The organism is Gammaproteobacteria bacterium (assembly GCA_015709615.1).
Taxonomy (GTDB): domain Bacteria; phylum Pseudomonadota; class Gammaproteobacteria; order Burkholderiales; family Nitrosomonadaceae; genus Nitrosomonas.
This window is the reverse complement of sequence record CP054179.1, coordinates 660,703-677,187: the sequence shown is the minus strand read 5'-3', so window position 1 is coordinate 677,187 and position 16,485 is coordinate 660,703. Positions and strand designations below refer to the sequence as shown.

Below are 16,485 nucleotides of genomic sequence, written 5' to 3'. Positions count from 1 at the left end.
CGACTGTTTGTAGTGGAAGTGGATTGGCTTGAGCTGGTGGGGCAAAAGCCTGATAAGACGTTCCGCCAAACGCTAAAAACGATCAAGCATAACGGCTATATATAGTGGGCTTCTCCTTGCAGATTACGGCACTGCTTGACCGTGCTGCCACAATTCATATTCGCTGATATCGATGGCGCTATCCCAAACGACCGCGTACCCGCCTTGCTCTACCTGCACCGACTTAAAGAAAGCCGGATTTCTCAGCGGGGAGAACATATCTGTTTTCAGCAGCGGTGTGACATCGTATTTTCTCTTTTCGTCATTATCGAACTCAACCAGCAAAGTATGATCATCGATGGCAAGCGCTGATTTTACTTTTGGATATTGCATCGTTTTACTCCAAAGGAGGCAGCTTGTGAAATTCCTGTTTCTCCCACATCTTTTTCATTTCTTCCTTGTTAATTGCAGCCCATTCGATAACCAGATTCTTCGCTCTGCTTGGTAAGATGTCCATCGATCATTTCAAGGGTATCGATATTGAATAAACCGGCATGCTCCCCGTACACCGCAAGAAAATGCGGAGGTGGATGATCGCCGAAGAAGAGCTTTATTACGATCCCATAAAATCTTGCAATTTCTGGCATAGCTATTTCTTGTTTAGTTTTTAATAGTTTTAACTGTCATAACACGCGGCGGAGCATTCTAAAGGGCTTCCGCTTAACGGGGTAGCTGTTCTGCGGACCTTGGAGCAAAATGTTGGAGTTCCTAACGTCACTCCAACCTACCGCGCTCAGTCTCGTCTTTTTGCCTGCGTTCTTCTTCTAGGCGCAAGACTTTGCGCATGGTGGTTTTATAGAGAAGTACGGAAAGACCACCAGCAACAAGACAGGTGGGAACAAGAACAGCAAAAACGATGGCAGACCAGGCATGAAGCCACGAAGGAAGGGATGCGGGAGTGGTTGAGGATGCGAGGGCTGCCGCAACTTGAAGAAGAAAAGCAAATACGAGAAGCAGTGCACCAATTACGTACTGTGCTCTCTGAGCAGCTAATGAAGATGCTACGGGTACACTGAAATCCCAGTACGGTGTTGACTGAAGCAAAATCTTATTTGATGTATTAAGGAAACCGCCAATGCAAAAGAGCACAGCAGAAACAAAACCGACTGTTGCGGCAACAATTGTAAGAACAAGTTGCTCGGTCATAATGATTCCTAACGTGAAGCTAATGGACGTACTTTTTTTGCCTGTTCCACTTGAGTGCAGGGCTAGATGTGCCTTTACTGATCGTGGATTCAGGTGCGACTAAGTTCATAGACATGCCTTTCCGCCGTGATTGCACTGGTGTGGATGAAGTTCAATTTTTTAAATAAGGCGATGCTTGCAAGATTCTGAGGGTGAATTACAGCAACAACCCCTTCGGTCCACGGGGCACCGAAAATACATGAAATAAAAAATCGAGTAGCCTCGGTTGCGAAGCCACGAGTTCGGTATTCCTTGGCCAAGAGGATTCTGAGTTCTAGTTTCTTAGGGTTGAGTTCAAACTTATTAATGTCAATCGCGCCAGCAACGATATTCCCCTGATTAGCTACAATGGCCCAACCGCGAGGTTGAAAGCGATCGATAAACTCATTCTTGGAGATTGTGGGTAGCTTTAGGTGTTGTTTTACTTCCGGGTCAAACTCAATATCAGCAAGTTGTTGGGCATCTTCCGCAATCCAGTTGCGAATAAAGAATTTGTCGAAGTGCTTCGGCAGTGGGATCTCGATGGTCATAAAGCTAATGCCTAGCTAAAATCAGCTAAATTGTAATTTAATTATGAGGATTTACCAAGTTAACAGATAATATTTATTGTTCCCTCAAATTATACTGATAGAGTCTAATAATTTGCATGTTTTGAATAGGAACTGGAAAGGTGTTATCAATCCTCTGAATGATTTGTGAAGAACATTCGAAATGGTATTAAGTGACAAATGATGTGATTCTCAATTATTTCTATGAAAAAACTCCCTCCCGAAGCCATCGCCAAACGGCTTGCCCATCTTCCTCGCCCAACATATGCGGAAGATTTGCCAGTCAATGTTCGCCGCGAGGAAATCAAAGAAGCGATTGAGAACCACCAGGTGGTGATCATTTGCGGGGAGACCGGGTCGGGCAAGACTACGCAGATCCCGAAAATCTGCCTGGAGCTTCAGCGTGGCGTGCATGGCTTGATCGGGCATACGCAGCCGCGCAGGATTGCGGCGCGGACGGTGGCGGGGCGGATTGCGGCGGAGTTGAACAGTCCGCTGGGGCAGGCGGTCGGTTACAAGGTGCGGTTTACCGACAAGATCGGCGCGGACAGTTACATCAAATTGATGACCGACGGTATTCTTCTGGCGGAGACGCAGGGCGATCCGCTGTTGCAGGCGTACGATACACTGATTATCGACGAGGCGCACGAGCGCAGTCTGAATATCGATTTCCTGCTCGGTTACCTCAAGCAATTGCTGCCGAAGCGGCCGGATCTGAAGCTGATCGTCACTTCCGCAACCATCGATGCGCAGCGTTTTTCCCGGCATTTTAACGACGCGCCGGTGATCGAGGTCAGCGGGCGGTTGTATCCGGTCGAGATTCATTACCGTCCGCTGCTGACCGATGAGGACGACGACAGCGACGGCGACGTGCAGCAGGCCATCGTCAAAGCGGTTGAAGAGCTACATGCCGTGGGTTCCGGCGATATTCTGGTGTTTCTGCCGGGCGAGCGCGAAATTCGCGAGACCGCCGAAACCTTGCGCAAGCACTCGTTTCACCGGCTTCACGCCGCTATCGAAATCCTGCCGTTGTTTGCCCGGTTGTCGGTGGCTGAGCAGGAGCGGGTATTTCAGCCGGGCGGCGCGCGCCGCATCGTGTTGGCGACCAATGTCGCGGAAACGTCGCTGACCGTGCCCGGAATTCATTATGTGATCGACACCGGCCTGGCGCGCATCAACCGCTACAGTTACCGGAACAAGGTCGAGCAGTTGCTGGTAGAGAAAATCTCGCAAGCGTCGGCCAACCAGCGCGCCGGGCGCTGCGGCCGGGTGGCGAATGGGGTGTGTATCCGGTTGTATTCCGAGCAGGATTTTAACGGCAGACCGGCGTTCACCGATCCGGAAATCCTGCGTTCGTCGCTGGCGTCGGTGATTCTACGCATGAAGTCGCTAAAAATCGGCGATGTCGAGGATTTTCCGTTTCTCGAGCCGCCGTCGCCGCGCATGATCGCCGATGGTTATCAGTTGCTGGCGGAACTCGGCGCGGTCGACGACAACCGCAATCTGACCGCCACCGGCTGGCGCTTGGCGAAGTTTCCGCTTGATCCTAAAATCGCCCGCATGATTCTGGCGGCGAAACAGGAAAATTGCCTGCACGAAATTTTGATCATCGCGTCGGCATTGAGCGTGCAAGATCCGCGCGACCGGCCGTTCGAACACCAAACCGCCGCCGATGAGGCGCACCGGCGTTTTCAGGACGAACGTTCGGACTTTTTGGCGTATCTGAAATTGTGGGATTTCTACGACGAACTGCTGAAGCACAAGAAATCCAATAAGAAACTGATGGCACAGTGCCGCGAGTTGTTTTTGTCATACCGGCGCTTGCGCGAATGGCGCGAGATTCACGGGCAATTGCATACGCTGATGGCGGAACTGGGTTTCAGGCCGAACGAAATTCCGGCGGGTTACGATGAGATTCATCGCGCGTTGTTGCCCGGTTTGCTCGGTAATATCGGTTTCAAAACCGAGAAAGAGGGGGAATATCTGGGCGCGCGCGGCATCAAGTTCGCCATTTTTCCCGGCTCGGTATTGAAAAAAGGCAAGGCTAAGTGGGTGGTGGCGGCGGAATTGGTCGAAACCGCCAAGCTGTACGCGCGCTGCGCGGCGAAAATCGATCCGGTCTGGCTGGAACGGATCGCCGGGAATTTGTGCAAGCGGCATTATTTCGATCCACATTGGGAAAAAAAGCGCGCGCAAGTCGTCGCGTTTGAGCAAGTCACGCTGTACGGTTTGATCATCGTGTCGAAACGGCCGATCAATTACGGGCCGATCCATCCCAAAGAAGCGCGCGAGATTTTTATCCGCTCGGCGCTGGTTGCGAGGGAATACGTCACGCCAGCGCCATTCTTGGCGCATAACCAAGCATTAATTCAGGAAATCGAAGAGCTGGAACACAAAACGCGGCGGCAGGATGTGTTGGTCGACGAGCAGGAGATTTTTGCTTTCTTCGACGCGATCATTCCGCAAGACATCAGCAACGGCGCCGCTTTTGAAAAATGGCGCAAGCAAGCGGAACAACAGAATCCGCGCTTGCTGTATTTGCAGCGCGAGCTACTGATGCGCCACGAAGCCGGACACGTTACCGAAGTGCAATTCCCGGAACAGATGACGTTGCCAGACGGCAGTGAACTGGCGCTTACGTATCGGTTTGAGCCCGGCCATCCGCTCGACGGTGTGACGGTGGCCGTGCCGTTGCCATTGCTGAACCGGCTGGAGGCGAAGCAGTTGGATTACCTGGTGCCGGGATTGATCCGCGAGAAGATCACCTGGTATCTGAAAGCGCTGCCGAAACAAATCCGCCGCATGCTGGTGCCTTTGCCTGAAACCGTGACGGAATTTCTAGTGAGCCATTCGAATACCGTGCATCCGTTACCGCTGGCTGATGCGCTGGCACAATTCATCCTCAGAAAAACCACGCTGACGGTGCCGCCGGATACTTGGCAAACTGGCGAGGTGCCACTGCATTTGCTGATGAATATCCGCGTAATCGATGATACCGGTGAGGAATTGGTGATGAGCCGCGATTTAGCCGGATTGCAGCGGCAACTCGGCCAAGCCGCGCAGCAGTCGTTTGTGCAGCGCGGCTCCGCTAGCGAAAAAATTGCCATTGAGCGCGATCAAATCACGTGCTGGGATTTCGGCGATTTGCCGGTGGAAATCGGCTTCATGCGTAACGGTCAGCCATTGACCGGATATCCGGCGCTGATCGACCAAACCGAGAGTGTCGCGATCCGTCTGTTCGATACCCGCGAAGCGGCGGATCATGCAATGCGCTCGGGTGTGCGGCGATTGTTGTGCCTGATGCTGAAAGATCAAATCAAGCAACTGGACAAGAATCTGCCCGGATTGAAGCAGGCCAGCATGCAACTGGCAAGCCGGATGAATCCGGGTGATTTGAAGCAAGACATGCTGAATGCGATTATCGACCGGGCACTGCTCAATGACGATCCCCTGCCGCGCAGCGAAACCGAGTTTGCCGCGCAGTGCCAGCGCGCCAGAAAACGCCTGCCGGAAGTATCCGCAGCGTTGGCGAAACTCCTGCAGCAGACCGGTACCGATTATCAAACGCTGATTACGCGCTTACCGGCGGTGCGCAACGAGCGGGTGAAAGCGGAACTGAATGAACAGCTCGATCATTTGCTGTACTCAGGTTTTCTCGGCAATACCGGATGGTCACGTTTGCAACAATTGCCGCGCTATTTGAAAGGCATGGCGTTGCGCCTGGAAAAACTCGCGGCGAACCCTGAGCGGGATCAACGCAACAGCACTGAAGTGATGCCATTCTGGCAGCAATATTTGCAGCGGCTGGAAAAACACCGGAAAGCCGGTTTGTGTGATGAGAATCTAGAAGAATTCCGCTGGCAGATCGAGGAATTGCGCGTTTCGCTGTTCGCGCAGGAGCTGAAAACGCCGTTTCCGGTATCGCCCAAGCGCTTGCAGAAATTGTGGGAAAGCGTGCAACCATAAAAAACGGGAGCCGCAGCTCCCGTTGGTATGAAAATGATCGTAGCGCGATTAAGCGGTTGCCACTTTCCGGCGGTTTGCGGTAAAACCGAGCAAGCCAAGACCGGCCAGCAACATCGCGTAAGTTTCAGGTTCCGGAACTGCTGCTACGCCTTCAACCGTCACGCTATTCAATCCCCAGCCTTCATCGCCAAGGCCTTGGAAGCTACCTGAATAATCAAAGGTTAAGACATGGTTGCCGACGGTGAAGTTGACGGGGATTGAAACATTCAATAAGCCGCCGTTGTTGAAACCGAAATCGACAACGGAGTACGTCGCACCGTTCGGATCCGCATAAATCGCGTTCGAACCGCCACCGCCCATGTTAAAAGCACCTTGGAACAACAAATTACCGTCGTTGTAAAAACTGAAAGTATCGGTACAGCAGTTCACACCGTCCAAGGTCAAATAACCTTGAATTTCAAAAGTGATGCTACCTGCGCCGCTGCCTGAAGCAAAGTTGCGTGTAATACTACTCGGGCTTGGCAGTATGCCTGTCGGGGTGAGATCTTGATAGATGACGGACGCGGCATGGGTTGATTGCAGCGGTGTCAGTCCGATCAAAGCGACAGCTGCAACAGCGATAAAATGTCCAGCTGAAAGATTTTTTGTCATGATATTCTCCGGTTTTGTTGGTATAAGCAGCCAAATCTCTTTCTAATCAATATCAATCCAATCGGTTCCTGGTTGCTTCATTGGATTGCTCGATTGGAATTCCTGCCTTACTGCTGGATTGAGATTTGATCGCGTTGTCGAAATTGCACAGTGATATTTTATAATCCACTGATTTCCGGACTATAACTTGCTGATCTTGGTTGACTCTATAGTTCATCACTCCTGTTTTACTACTGATAATGGGTAATTTGTATTATCAATTCAAAAACAGCCGGCCAAAATCACTAGAAAGCTACCCTTCACTTCGCGAATCATGCAGATCCGGATAGAAGCCGTGCATAATCCGCTCGATATAGGCCGTGAGATTTTCTTTGGTTAATGCATATTCCTTGAGCGGAGATTCGATGGGGCAACCGCTGATGTTGATCAGTAATCCGAAAGCCGATGCATCCACTGCGGTCGGGCGATCACCCAAGAAATACGGCTTGTGGCCGAGATATGCCGCCAATGCATCGATATCCTGCTTGCCCAATGCGAATATTTCTTCCGCTTGATGTCTGCCCATGCCATGGCCATAAATCTGCCGTTGAATTTTTTTGCGCCAACGGTTGGCGACAATATCCCGGATTATTGGCGGCAATGGACTAAAGATGGCTTTTTTATTGGTTTGCCAATTTTCATCGGTATATTGCCAGCGGGAATACAGCGCGACCCAAAATAAATGCTCTTCCAGCAAACGCTGCAAAGCGGTGGACAGAGCCAATTCCTCCTGGGTCAATCCGCTATCCAAATCGTGATAAGCGGATTTTAGATATTCGATGATGAAGCGCGAGTCGCCGAGCGTTTTGCCTTGATCGCTGATATAAGGCAATTTGCCCTTGGGCGCACGCATGGGCAGCGCGGGCTTAATGTCGTGTCCGATACCGGCCATGCGCAAATAGGTTTCAACTTTGCAGCAGAACGGGCTTAAATTGGGGATACCCCAGGTACGTTCAAATTGATATAGCTTCAGCATGTTGCTTGTTCTCCTCTGATGGATTGGAATCATCACTTGCAATTCACAAGTTACTCTATCTCATAAGCTTGTGAATTGCAAGTTACTGCGATACATTAGGGCCGTGTTGCGATTCTTAAGATGGGGATGCTAATCAATGACGGAAGATTCGAAGAAAACGGACTTTGAGCGATCGTGCTGTCCGGTCGCCTGCGCGCTGGACCTCTTGGGCGATAAATGGACGCTGCTGATTATCCGGGATTTGCTGTTGGGTAAGAAACGCTACCAGGAATTTCTCGCATCTCCGGAACAAATTGCCACCAATATATTGGCGGACCGGTTAAAGAAATTGGATGCTGTCGGAATTGTCGTGCAGCATTCCTACCAGCAAAAGCCGATGCGTTATGAATACGCATTGACTCAAAAAGGGCAAGATTTGCGGCCGGTATTGGAAGGTTTGGTTAAATGGGGAATGACCTATTACCCGGGTGCGAGAGTTTTCAAATCGCACGAACGCCATTCTGCCGCTGGCAGAGAGCAAACTTAGCTCGATTGATTTTGATCAATCGATAAAGAACCCCGCCAGGTGTGACGGGGTCGTAATGGAAGCTGATTAAATCTGAGGTTCTGGTTTATCCGCGGTACTTTGAGTTTGTGCTGCTGCAATTTTACTCTCTAGAATTTGAATACGTGATTCCAGTCTTGCAACCAGTATTTTTGTCTCGGATGACTCGGTGGGCATTTGCGGTTTAGCAGCTAAGGCATGGCTTTCCAAAGTCTCTACCCGGATCTCGAGTTGTTCCGGTAAATTTTCAGTTTCAGGTCCGGCTAGATGGGTAAATTCGACACTATCTTCGTATGGCTCGCGCGTGGTTCCGGTTGCTTTAATGATGGCGCCGGCCAGCAGTCCGCCAGAAATTGCGATGATCAATGTGATTGCAATGCCGTTAAATTGCGCGATGGCAACCTCCGGTACGACAAAAAAAGCGCTTAATCCGCCCAGTAACCCCGGCATTCCGTGCAGGTTATGCACCCCGCAGGTATCGACCAGTTTAAACCGGGATTCGAGAACCGGTTGCAGGAAGACATAGCCCAGAACGGAAACAGTACCGGCCAGTAAACCGATCCCGAAAGCGCCCACCGGCGAGGCGATATTACATACCGAACCGATGGCGACACCGCCCGCCAGCGCGGCATTCGCCATATCCACCATGGATGTTTTTCCGTTATGCAGTTTGGTGCTGAGAAAATACGTGGCAATGGTTGCGCCGCAAAGTGCCAGTAATGTATTGGCGACGGTTTGCGGCATGTTTTCCAAGGGTACCAAAGCGGTGGCAAAACTCGGCCAGAACAACCAGAGCACCATCGATCCCAGCATAGCGAAGCGGTCCGATGTGTGATCCGATTCAATCGGTTGGCTGCGCTGATAGGCCGTGGTCAGTACCAGTGACATACTCAATCCGAAATAAGCGCCAAATGCATGAATCACGATGGATCCGGCCGTATCCTGAAAGCCGGTGGTGTAGCCGATGGCATCATCGAGCACCAGCCATTCATTGATTAAATAAAGCGGTACAACCAATAAAGCCAGTAAGGCATATTGAAAAAGGCGCAAACGTCCTAACACGGCGCCCATTGCAATTAATGCGGTTGCCACCGATAACTCGGCGTACAACAATGCATCTAATGTGTGCGGTGAAAGTTGATGACCAAAAATACCATTGGCGCGGAATAAAATATATAAAGGCAAGCCGATGGCGACAACCAAATAAGTGCCGGTTACAGCACCAAATCCATAACGGCGTACAAAAACCATTAAAAAGCCGAAACCGACCAGCAACATGGCGAGGATGTGGATGATGTAATTATATTGCGCGACCGTGCGTGCTTCGCTTAAGACTGGCGCGGCTTCCGCGCTGACCCAACTACTGAAACTTAGGAGAAACAGACTAATTGCTCCCGGCAATACCGTGCTAAAGCTTTTTTTCATGTGATTCTTCCTTATTTTAGTGATTTCTCGGGTTAATCCTCGTCGAGACCAAGAGGAAGGGGTATGAATTAGGGAATGCTGATTAATTGACTACAAGCGTGAATCGTTTCGTAGCGCGGCGCTCGCTTCTTCACCCATCCTGTTGGCATGCTTTGGTCGCTGTTTTCCGTATGCCACACGCTTCATCTTTTTTGCCAAATTAATCAGAGCAGAGTTTCCTTAGAAAAAATTACCCCTGCACGGAGTGTGATCTTTAATCACCTTAAAAACAATAGGGGATAATTAAATTGCCGGTTTTTATTGTTTATCGATTTATAAACAACCGATAAAAATAGTGAAGCTGGGTGTTATGCTGGATTGATTTTGGCAACTGCAATCCATTCTCCGGTTAGCGGATAATGCTGCGATGCATGCCTTTTTTTAGTGCCTGAACGGCTTCATCAGTAGTGCTGACGATTTGCTGATGGGGGCAGAAAATATTTTTAGCGAGTTCACGTTGCGCATAGAATTGCCGCACCAAATCAAGCTTTTGCCATTCCGATACGCGGGGTTTTGCCCAAGTTCTGTCGTCGCGCCCGAGCGCATAGAGTTTTCTCTCGCTGGTGGCGCAGCGCAAGCCTTCGTAACTGACATTCATCGCGTTTGACGATGATTTGATGACCAGGGTAAAGCGGATAACGCCGTCCTGGCCGATTTTGATGGAAGTGGTGTCGACTAAATATTGGTTGCTGGTCACGGCACCAGCATCAAACGCCACCAGATTCTTCGCTTCCGGATAAGCGGGGAGCTGCGTCATTTGCTCGATCCAGGGTTTGTCGCTTTCGAATTCATCCTTGAATGGCGGTTTGGCGCAGGCAAGCAAAAGCACTGCGCAAATCAAAAGGATCAACAAGCGGTAGAGTTTCATGCCGAGGTCAAATCGTTCAATAACGAAGCGCGAACATCGGCGGCAACCAGATCGACGGTGGCCTGATACGCCGGATGATCAATTCCCATGCTCAATACCGAACCCTGATGCAGTGCCCGGATCATTTCCACCGTGAGTTCAAAACGCAGGAAGTGCACGGACGAAGTTTTTTCGCTGTTTTCCCGCTCCAGATCTTCATCGGCAATAGCGAAGACCGGCGGGTGACCGGAAATTTTGACCCATACTTTGTCTTCGACGCCGACTAAGGTGGTCAGTTTCTCAGCGCGCACAGCAGGATCGGGATATTCGATCATCATCGTCGCTTTCCAATTGTGCCCGTCCGGAATCAACGGGGAATACGTTTCAAGTTCATGCGCGATTTCCTCTTCCTGGAAAATGCGCTCTACATGCAGCATTTCCTGAACCTGGTAGCGAATGGTCACAGCATCCTCAAATATCAATGTGACATTTTCACCGAGGGGAACTTTACGTGTTTTTTTGTGCGCCATGACTTGCGCGCGGAAGTCTTTGCGGATTTTGGCGTAAGCTTCCAGCGTTAATAGGCTTTCACGGGTAAGTGGAGGTGTCATAAGTTTTTCGCCGGATGAAATAGTTGTGCTAGCCGATTGAGCGAGGTTGATTTCAGGATTTTGACCGCTATCCGTACCATCCGTACCGTACGCCATGCGCAGCAGCGTCAGCGGATGCAATTTCTGCGCTTTGCTCTCGCCGATGCCTTGTTCGATATGGCGTGCGGCGATGGCGCAATCGGAGCTGATATAGTCCGGGTTTGAAGCGGCCATTTGCTTGAAAACCGGGCGGCCGATTTTCATCGAATCGGCGAAATGCTCGCTTTTCACACCCCAGGTGCCGTCATGGCCGGAGCAACGCTCCACGGTATTGATCTTGGTATCCGGTATCAGTTGCAGGATGTCCCGGGTTTTCTTGCCAACATTCTGCACGCGCTGATGACAAGGGATATGGTAAGCCACATTGCCAAGCGGTTGCTTGAAGTCGGTTTTGAGCAAATTATCCTGATTTCTCAACACCAGATATTCAAACGGGTCAAACATCGCGGCGGCGACAGCCTGTACCGCCTCATCATCCGGAAACATCAGCGGTAATTCCTGTTTGTACATCAGCGTGCAGGAAGGCACTGCGGACAGAATGGCGTAACCTTCTTGCGCCATTTTCAATAAATGCGGAATGTTTTCATTCTTCAGTTTCTCCACCGCTTCGAGATCGCCCAATTCCAGTTTCGGCATACCGCAGCAGGCTTCCTTTTCCACCAAACGGGCGGGAATTTCGTTGTGTTCCAGTATTTTCAGCAAATCATGGCCGATGCCGGGTTCGTTGTAATTGATATAACAGGTCGCATAAATGGCCACCTTGCCGGGTGTGCGCGCGCCGTTTTTTACCGGGAAGGTATCATTGGGTTTCGCATTTGATCGGAATTTGTTTGCTGCGTATTCGGGCAGTTTGCGCTCGGCATGGATCCCCAGCGCGCTATCCATGATTTTACGGACAGCCGGGGTATTGTTCATGGCATTGACGGTTTGCACCACCACGGGAATCGTCGCCAGTTTGCCCATCAAATCGGTGCTGGAGAGCAGTTTGTCGCGAAAACCGGCTCCCTGGTTTTTATATTTAACCGCTTTGGCGCGCAGCATCAAGTGCGGAAAGTCGATATTCCATTCGTGCGGCGGTACATACGGACATTTGGTCATGAAACACATGTCGCACAGATAGCAGCGGTCGACGACTTCCCAAAACTGCTGCTTGTTGACGCCGTCCAATTCACCGGTCGCGCTGTCATCAATCAAATCGAACAAGCGCGGAAAAGCTGTGCAGAGGTTTACGCAGCGGCGGCAACCGTGGCAAATGTCGAAAACGCGTTCCATTTCCTGATTTAAACTGGCTTCGTTGTAAAAATCGGGATTCTTCCAGTCGATAGGATGACGTTGCGGTGCTTCGAGACTGCCTTCACGAGTTGCCATAGCGGAATATCTGCATAGTGAAATTTTTAGAGTAGTTGCTGCGAGATTTTGCCTGACCGGCAAATAAACCCCGCAGTAACTTTGGAATCAGCGCAATAATCGCGCTGCGATGAATTAATCGGCCAAGCTGTCCAATGCGCGTTGGAAACGATTGGCGTGTGAGCGTTCCGCTTTGGCCAGTGTTTCAAACCAATCGGCAATTTCGTCGAAACCTTCGTCGCGCGCCGTTTTTGCCATGCCTGGGTACATATCGGTGTATTCGTGCGTTTCACCCGCGATCGCGGTTTTCAGGTTATCGCGGGAAGCGCCGAACGGTAAGCCGGTCGCCGGGTCACCACAGTTTTCCAGATATTCCAGATGGCCGTGCGCATGACCGGTTTCACCCTCGGCGGTGGAACGGAATACTGCAGCTACATCGTTTTGTCCTTCTACGTCGGCTTTTGCCGCAAAGTATAAATAGCGGCGATTGGCTTGCGATTCACCGGCAAAAGCGGCCTTCAGATTTCCTTCGGTTTTAGATCCTTTGAGTTCCATTGTGCTCTCCTTTTTAGTTTGAGGGTTTTTATCGTTACTATAGATGAAAAAAATGTATTTTGTATCGCACAAAATCGAGATCGGCTGAGAAACGAGGCATGGAATGATGGTTGTGCATCTTGCCAACGTTTCCTTCAGCATAATCAGTGCATGGCGAGTGCGTAAAAATACAAAATCCATTCCGTGCGTGGAGACTATCGAAGGGCTTATGGATTGTCAACTATCTGCGAGGGAGTGAGCGCAAAGCAGTGGTATTTCCAGCTTTCCGGCAAAAGATTTGCGGAGTGAATTCCAGTAGAATAAGCAATCGCTATCCCTCAGTTCAATTACCGCATCGATTCGCACGCTATGCCGTCACTCCCTTACTGGCGTCTGTCCGGATTTTATTTCTTTTACTTTGCCTTCATTGGCGCCTTCTCGCCGTATTGGAGCTTGTATTTGCAGTCGTTGTCGTTCACTGCGTTGCAAATCGGCGTGTTGATGTCGTTGCTGCTGGTCGCGCGGATTTTCTCGCCGGCTGTCTGGGGTTGGCTGGCGGATCATACCGGCAAGCGTGCACGCGTCGTTCAAGTCGCCGCAGTCAGTGGTTTCGTGAGTTTTTGCGGTTTTTTCGCCGGTGAATCCTTTGTCTGGATATTCTGTGTCATGCTGCTGATGAGTTTCTTTTGGAGCGCTTCGCTGCCGCTGATGGAGGCGATTACGTTATCGCACTTGGAAAATGCTACCGACAAGTATGGCCGGATCCGCTCTTGGGGATCGGTTGGATTCGTTTTGGCGGTGGTGGGTATCGGTTACCTGCTGGAAAAAGTCGAAATTGCTTGGTTGCTATGGGTTGTGCTGGGATTAAAACTGGGCATTGTGATTTTTTCTTATCACATTCCGGAAAAAGAAATCATGCGCCACACCGCCGGCTTGCATTCGGTGCGGCAGATTTGCTTGCGCCCGGAAGTCATGGCGTTTTTGCTTTCCAGTTTGCTGATGCTGTTCGCACACGGCGCTTACTATACGTTTTTCTCTATCTATCTGGTCGAGCATGGGTACGACAAAGGATTCGTCGGCTGGCTATGGGCAACCGGGGTGATTTGTGAGATCGGTATTTTCTTCATCATGCCGTGGTTGATGCGGCATTTCCGCTTAAAGCATATTCTGATTTTTAGTTTCGCTTGCGCCATGCTTCGCTTTGTTCTGATCGGACAATACGCCGACTGGCCGGTTGTCATTGTTTTTGCGCAGATTCTGCATGCAGCGACTTACGGCGCGCATCATATTGCCGCCATGATGGTCATCCATCAATTTTTTCAAGGCCGCCATCAAGCCAAAGGCCAGGCCATCTATACCAGTACGGCATATGGCGTGGGTGGTGCTTTGGGCGCGGTATGCAGCGGTTATACCTGGGATTGGCTGGGGGCGGAGATCACTTTTCTGATCAGTGCTGCGGCAGCATTGGCCGGCTTGGTTTTAATCGCGTGGAAAATGGAATCATTTAAGCATTGATGCGGGAAAGTGCGCTTGGTTTGTTGAATTTGTAAACTTTGTGGGATAATCGCGCGTTAATCGAATTTTTAAATTTCACCCGATGCAAACGCTATACGACAAACTGTGGGGTCAACATGTTGTACATACCGAATCCGGCGATCCGGACAGTATGACGTTGATCTATATCGACCGCCATTTAGTACACGAAGTTACCAGTCCGCAAGCATTTGAAAGCTTGAAGCTGGCCGGCAGAAAACCTTGGCGCCTGAATTCCATTCTCGCAGTGGCGGATCATAACGTGCCGACTACGGATCGCAGTCATGGTATTCATGACCCTATCTCACGCCTGCAAGTGGATACACTGGATCAAAATTGCGACGAGCTGGGCATTACCGAGTTCAAAATGAACGACTTGCGGCAAGGGATCGTGCATGTCATCGGTCCGGAACAGGGTGCTACGTTGCCGGGTATGACGGTCGTGTGCGGCGATTCGCATACCAGCACGCATGGCGCGTTCGGTTGTCTGGCGTTCGGTATCGGCACGTCGGAAGTCGAGCATGTGCTTGCGACGCAGTGCCTGGTGATGAAAAAATCCAAAACCATGCGCATTGCCGTGGAAGGTCAATTAGGGTTCGGCGTCACTGCCAAGGATATCGCGTTGGCGATTATCGGTGAAATCGGTACTGCCGGCGGCACCGGTTATGCGATTGAATTCAGCGGCAGCGCTATTCGCGCATTGTCGATGGAAGGCCGCATGACGCTGTGCAATATGGCGATTGAGGCCGGTGCGCGCGCCGGCATGGTTGCGGTTGACGATACTACGATCAATTACATTAAAGGACGGCCTTTTGCGCCGCAGGGCGAGTTGTGGGATCGCGCGGTTGCTTACTGGCGCACGCTGCACAGTGACGATGGCGCGGTTTTTGACCGCAGGGTCACTCTGGATGCGGCGCAGATCAAACCGCAAGTGACATGGGGCACTTCGCCTGAAATGGTGGCGACGATCGATGGTGCTGTGCCTGATCCCGCGCAGATTAGCGATGAAGTCAAACGCCACGATATGCAACAAGCGTTGAATTATATGGGATTGCATGCTAATACACCGATTACGCAGATTACGCTCGATAAAATCTTCATCGGTTCCTGTACCAACTCGCGTATTGAAGATTTGCGTGCGGCGGCGCAAGTGATCAAAGGGAAACATATTGCTGCCAATATCAAACAGGCGCTAGTGGTTCCGGGTTCCGGATTGGTCAAGAAGCAAGCCGAGCAAGAAGGATTGGATAAAATCTTTGTTTCGGCCGGATTCGAATGGCGTGAACCGGGTTGCTCCATGTGTTTGGCGATGAACGACGATCGCCTGACAGCAGGGGAGCGATGCGCTTCGACTTCCAATCGCAATTTCGAAGGGCGGCAGGGTCCCGGCGGCAGGACGCATTTGGTCAGTCCGGTCATGGCTGCCGCGGCTGCGATTGCGGGACATTTTGTCGATGTGCGCGAATTCAATCAATAATTACAGGCTGTAAGCAACTACCGCTACCCATCAATGGAAAAATTTCATACTTTTACCGGCCTGGTGGTGCCGCTGGATCGAGCCAATGTCGATACCGATGCCATCATTCCGAAGCAATTTCTCAAATCGATCAAGCGTTCCGGTTTTGGTCAAAATTTGTTTGATGAATGGCGTTATCTTGATCACGGAGAGCCGGGTATGGACCCGGCGCAGCGCCAGCCGAATCCGGAGTTCGTATTGAACCAGCCGCGCTATCAAGGTGCGCAGATATTACTGGCGCGCGCCAATTTCGGCTGCGGGTCGAGCCGTGAGCACGCGCCTTGGTCGCTCCAGGATTATGGTTTCCGCGTCATCATTGCCCCCAGTTTTGCCGATATTTTCTTTAATAATTGCTTCAAGATCGGTTTATTGCCGGTTGTGCTGGATGCGGCGATTCTGGATCGCTTATTTGAAGAAGTCAAAGCAGTGGAAGGATACTGCTTGACGGTGGATCTCGAGCATCAAACCGTGACGACACCTCAGAATAAAGTCTATCCGTTTGCCGTGGATGCTTTTCGCAGACATTGCCTGCTTAACGGTTTGGACGAAATCGGCCTGACTTTGCAGCAAACCGAAAAGATTAAACAATTTGAACAGAAGCGGCGCACTGAGCAGCCTTGGCTGTTCTCCTGAGTTATTTACGAAA

General features: G+C 50.8%; 13 protein-coding genes and 2 pseudogenes. 5 read left to right on the top strand and 10 right to left on the bottom strand.

What is annotated here, in order from left to right; all coding sequences use genetic code 11:
• Positions 1–123: 123 nt before the first annotated feature.
• The 4 genes and pseudogenes from HRU77_03310 to HRU77_03295 form a co-directional block, all read right to left on the bottom strand.
• Positions 124–372 (bottom strand): DUF2442 domain-containing protein, encoded by a 249-nt coding sequence (locus tag HRU77_03310; protein QOJ19801.1) that lies wholly within the window; start codon positions 370–372, stop codon positions 124–126.
• 4 nt (positions 373–376) lie between these two features.
• A pseudogene (locus tag HRU77_03305) lies at positions 377–626 on the bottom strand (DUF4160 domain-containing protein).
• Positions 627–753: 127 nt separating this feature from the next.
• Complete coding sequence (locus HRU77_03300) at positions 754–1,185, bottom strand: hypothetical protein (GenBank protein ID QOJ19800.1); 432 nt, start codon at positions 1,183–1,185, stop codon at positions 754–756.
• A gap of 89 nt (positions 1,186–1,274) precedes the next feature.
• Positions 1,275–1,754, bottom strand: a complete 480-nt coding sequence (locus tag HRU77_03295; GenBank protein ID QOJ19799.1) for a GNAT family N-acetyltransferase — start codon at positions 1,752–1,754, stop codon at positions 1,275–1,277.
• A gap of 222 nt (positions 1,755–1,976) precedes the next feature.
• On the opposite strand from HRU77_03295, the gene hrpA reads away from it, so the two are divergent.
• Positions 1,977–5,738, top strand: coding sequence for an ATP-dependent RNA helicase HrpA (hrpA, locus tag HRU77_03290; GenBank protein QOJ19798.1), 3,762 nt, complete (start codon positions 1,977–1,979; stop codon positions 5,736–5,738).
• 48 nt (positions 5,739–5,786) lie between these two features.
• Here the strand turns inward: hrpA and HRU77_03285 are convergent.
• Positions 5,787–5,885, bottom strand: a pseudogene (locus HRU77_03285) (PEP-CTERM sorting domain-containing protein).
• A 796-nt stretch (positions 5,886–6,681) separates the two neighbouring features.
• Complete coding sequence (locus HRU77_03280) at positions 6,682–7,404, bottom strand: glutathione S-transferase family protein (GenBank protein QOJ19797.1); 723 nt, start codon at positions 7,402–7,404, stop codon at positions 6,682–6,684.
• Positions 7,405–7,540: 136 nt separating this feature from the next.
• Between HRU77_03280 and HRU77_03275 the strand changes: the two genes are divergently transcribed.
• Entirely contained in the window at positions 7,541–7,930 is a 390-nt protein-coding gene (locus HRU77_03275) for a helix-turn-helix transcriptional regulator (protein ID QOJ19796.1), read from the top strand.
• Between the two features lie 66 nt (positions 7,931–7,996).
• On the opposite strand, the gene HRU77_03270 is transcribed toward HRU77_03275, so the two are convergent.
• The 4 genes from HRU77_03270 to HRU77_03255 form a co-directional block, all read right to left on the bottom strand.
• Positions 7,997–9,373 (bottom strand): ammonium transporter, encoded by a 1,377-nt coding sequence (locus tag HRU77_03270; protein ID QOJ19795.1) that lies wholly within the window; start codon positions 9,371–9,373, stop codon positions 7,997–7,999.
• 388 nt (positions 9,374–9,761) lie between these two features.
• Entirely contained in the window at positions 9,762–10,280 is a 519-nt protein-coding gene (locus HRU77_03265) for a CNP1-like family protein (protein QOJ19794.1), read from the bottom strand.
• Positions 10,277–12,277 carry a DUF3501 family protein gene (locus HRU77_03260; protein ID QOJ19793.1) on the bottom strand — a complete coding sequence of 667 codons (2,001 nt, stop codon included), beginning with the start codon at positions 12,275–12,277 and terminating at the stop codon, positions 10,277–10,279. Before HRU77_03260 ends, HRU77_03265 begins: the two co-directional genes overlap by 4 nt.
• 114 nt (positions 12,278–12,391) lie before the next feature.
• A complete protein-coding gene (locus HRU77_03255; protein QOJ19792.1) occupies positions 12,392–12,811 on the bottom strand; it encodes a rubrerythrin in 420 nt (139 codons plus the stop codon).
• A gap of 348 nt (positions 12,812–13,159) precedes the next feature.
• On the opposite strand from HRU77_03255, the gene HRU77_03250 reads away from it, so the two are divergent.
• From HRU77_03250 to leuD, 3 genes are all read left to right on the top strand, one after another.
• Complete coding sequence (locus tag HRU77_03250) at positions 13,160–14,305, top strand: MFS transporter (GenBank protein QOJ19791.1); 1,146 nt, start codon at positions 13,160–13,162, stop codon at positions 14,303–14,305.
• An 82-nt stretch (positions 14,306–14,387) separates the two neighbouring features.
• Positions 14,388–15,800 (top strand): 3-isopropylmalate dehydratase large subunit, encoded by a 1,413-nt coding sequence (gene leuC, locus HRU77_03245; protein QOJ19790.1) that lies wholly within the window; start codon positions 14,388–14,390, stop codon positions 15,798–15,800.
• A gap of 33 nt (positions 15,801–15,833) precedes the next feature.
• On the top strand, positions 15,834–16,472 hold the full coding sequence (gene leuD, locus HRU77_03240; GenBank protein ID QOJ19789.1) for a 3-isopropylmalate dehydratase small subunit: 639 nt from the start codon (positions 15,834–15,836) through the stop codon (positions 16,470–16,472).
• The last annotated feature ends 13 nt before the right edge of the window (positions 16,473–16,485 follow it).

What these genes read in the sequence shown, in the direction of transcription:
- HRU77_03310 (QOJ19801.1), bottom strand. Translation starts at nt 372, where the DNA reads ATGCAATATCCAAAAGTAAAATCAGCGCTTGCCATCGATGATCATACT.
- HRU77_03300 (QOJ19800.1), bottom strand. Translation starts at nt 1,185, where the DNA reads ATGACCGAGCAACTTGTTCTTACAATTGTTGCCGCAACAGTCGGTTTT.
- HRU77_03295 (QOJ19799.1), bottom strand. Translation starts at nt 1,754, where the DNA reads ATGACCATCGAGATCCCACTGCCGAAGCACTTCGACAAATTCTTTATT.
- hrpA (QOJ19798.1), top strand. Translation starts at nt 1,977, where the DNA reads ATGAAAAAACTCCCTCCCGAAGCCATCGCCAAACGGCTTGCCCATCTT.
- HRU77_03280 (QOJ19797.1), bottom strand. Translation starts at nt 7,404, where the DNA reads ATGCTGAAGCTATATCAATTTGAACGTACCTGGGGTATCCCCAATTTA.
- HRU77_03275 (QOJ19796.1), top strand. Translation starts at nt 7,541, where the DNA reads ATGACGGAAGATTCGAAGAAAACGGACTTTGAGCGATCGTGCTGTCCG.
- HRU77_03270 (QOJ19795.1), bottom strand. Translation starts at nt 9,373, where the DNA reads ATGAAAAAAAGCTTTAGCACGGTATTGCCGGGAGCAATTAGTCTGTTT.
- HRU77_03265 (QOJ19794.1), bottom strand. Translation starts at nt 10,280, where the DNA reads ATGAAACTCTACCGCTTGTTGATCCTTTTGATTTGCGCAGTGCTTTTG.
- HRU77_03260 (QOJ19793.1), bottom strand. Translation starts at nt 12,277, where the DNA reads ATGGCAACTCGTGAAGGCAGTCTCGAAGCACCGCAACGTCATCCTATC.
- HRU77_03255 (QOJ19792.1), bottom strand. Translation starts at nt 12,811, where the DNA reads ATGGAACTCAAAGGATCTAAAACCGAAGGAAATCTGAAGGCCGCTTTT.
- HRU77_03250 (QOJ19791.1), top strand. Translation starts at nt 13,160, where the DNA reads ATGCCGTCACTCCCTTACTGGCGTCTGTCCGGATTTTATTTCTTTTAC.
- leuC (QOJ19790.1), top strand. Translation starts at nt 14,388, where the DNA reads ATGCAAACGCTATACGACAAACTGTGGGGTCAACATGTTGTACATACC.
- leuD (QOJ19789.1), top strand. Translation starts at nt 15,834, where the DNA reads ATGGAAAAATTTCATACTTTTACCGGCCTGGTGGTGCCGCTGGATCGA.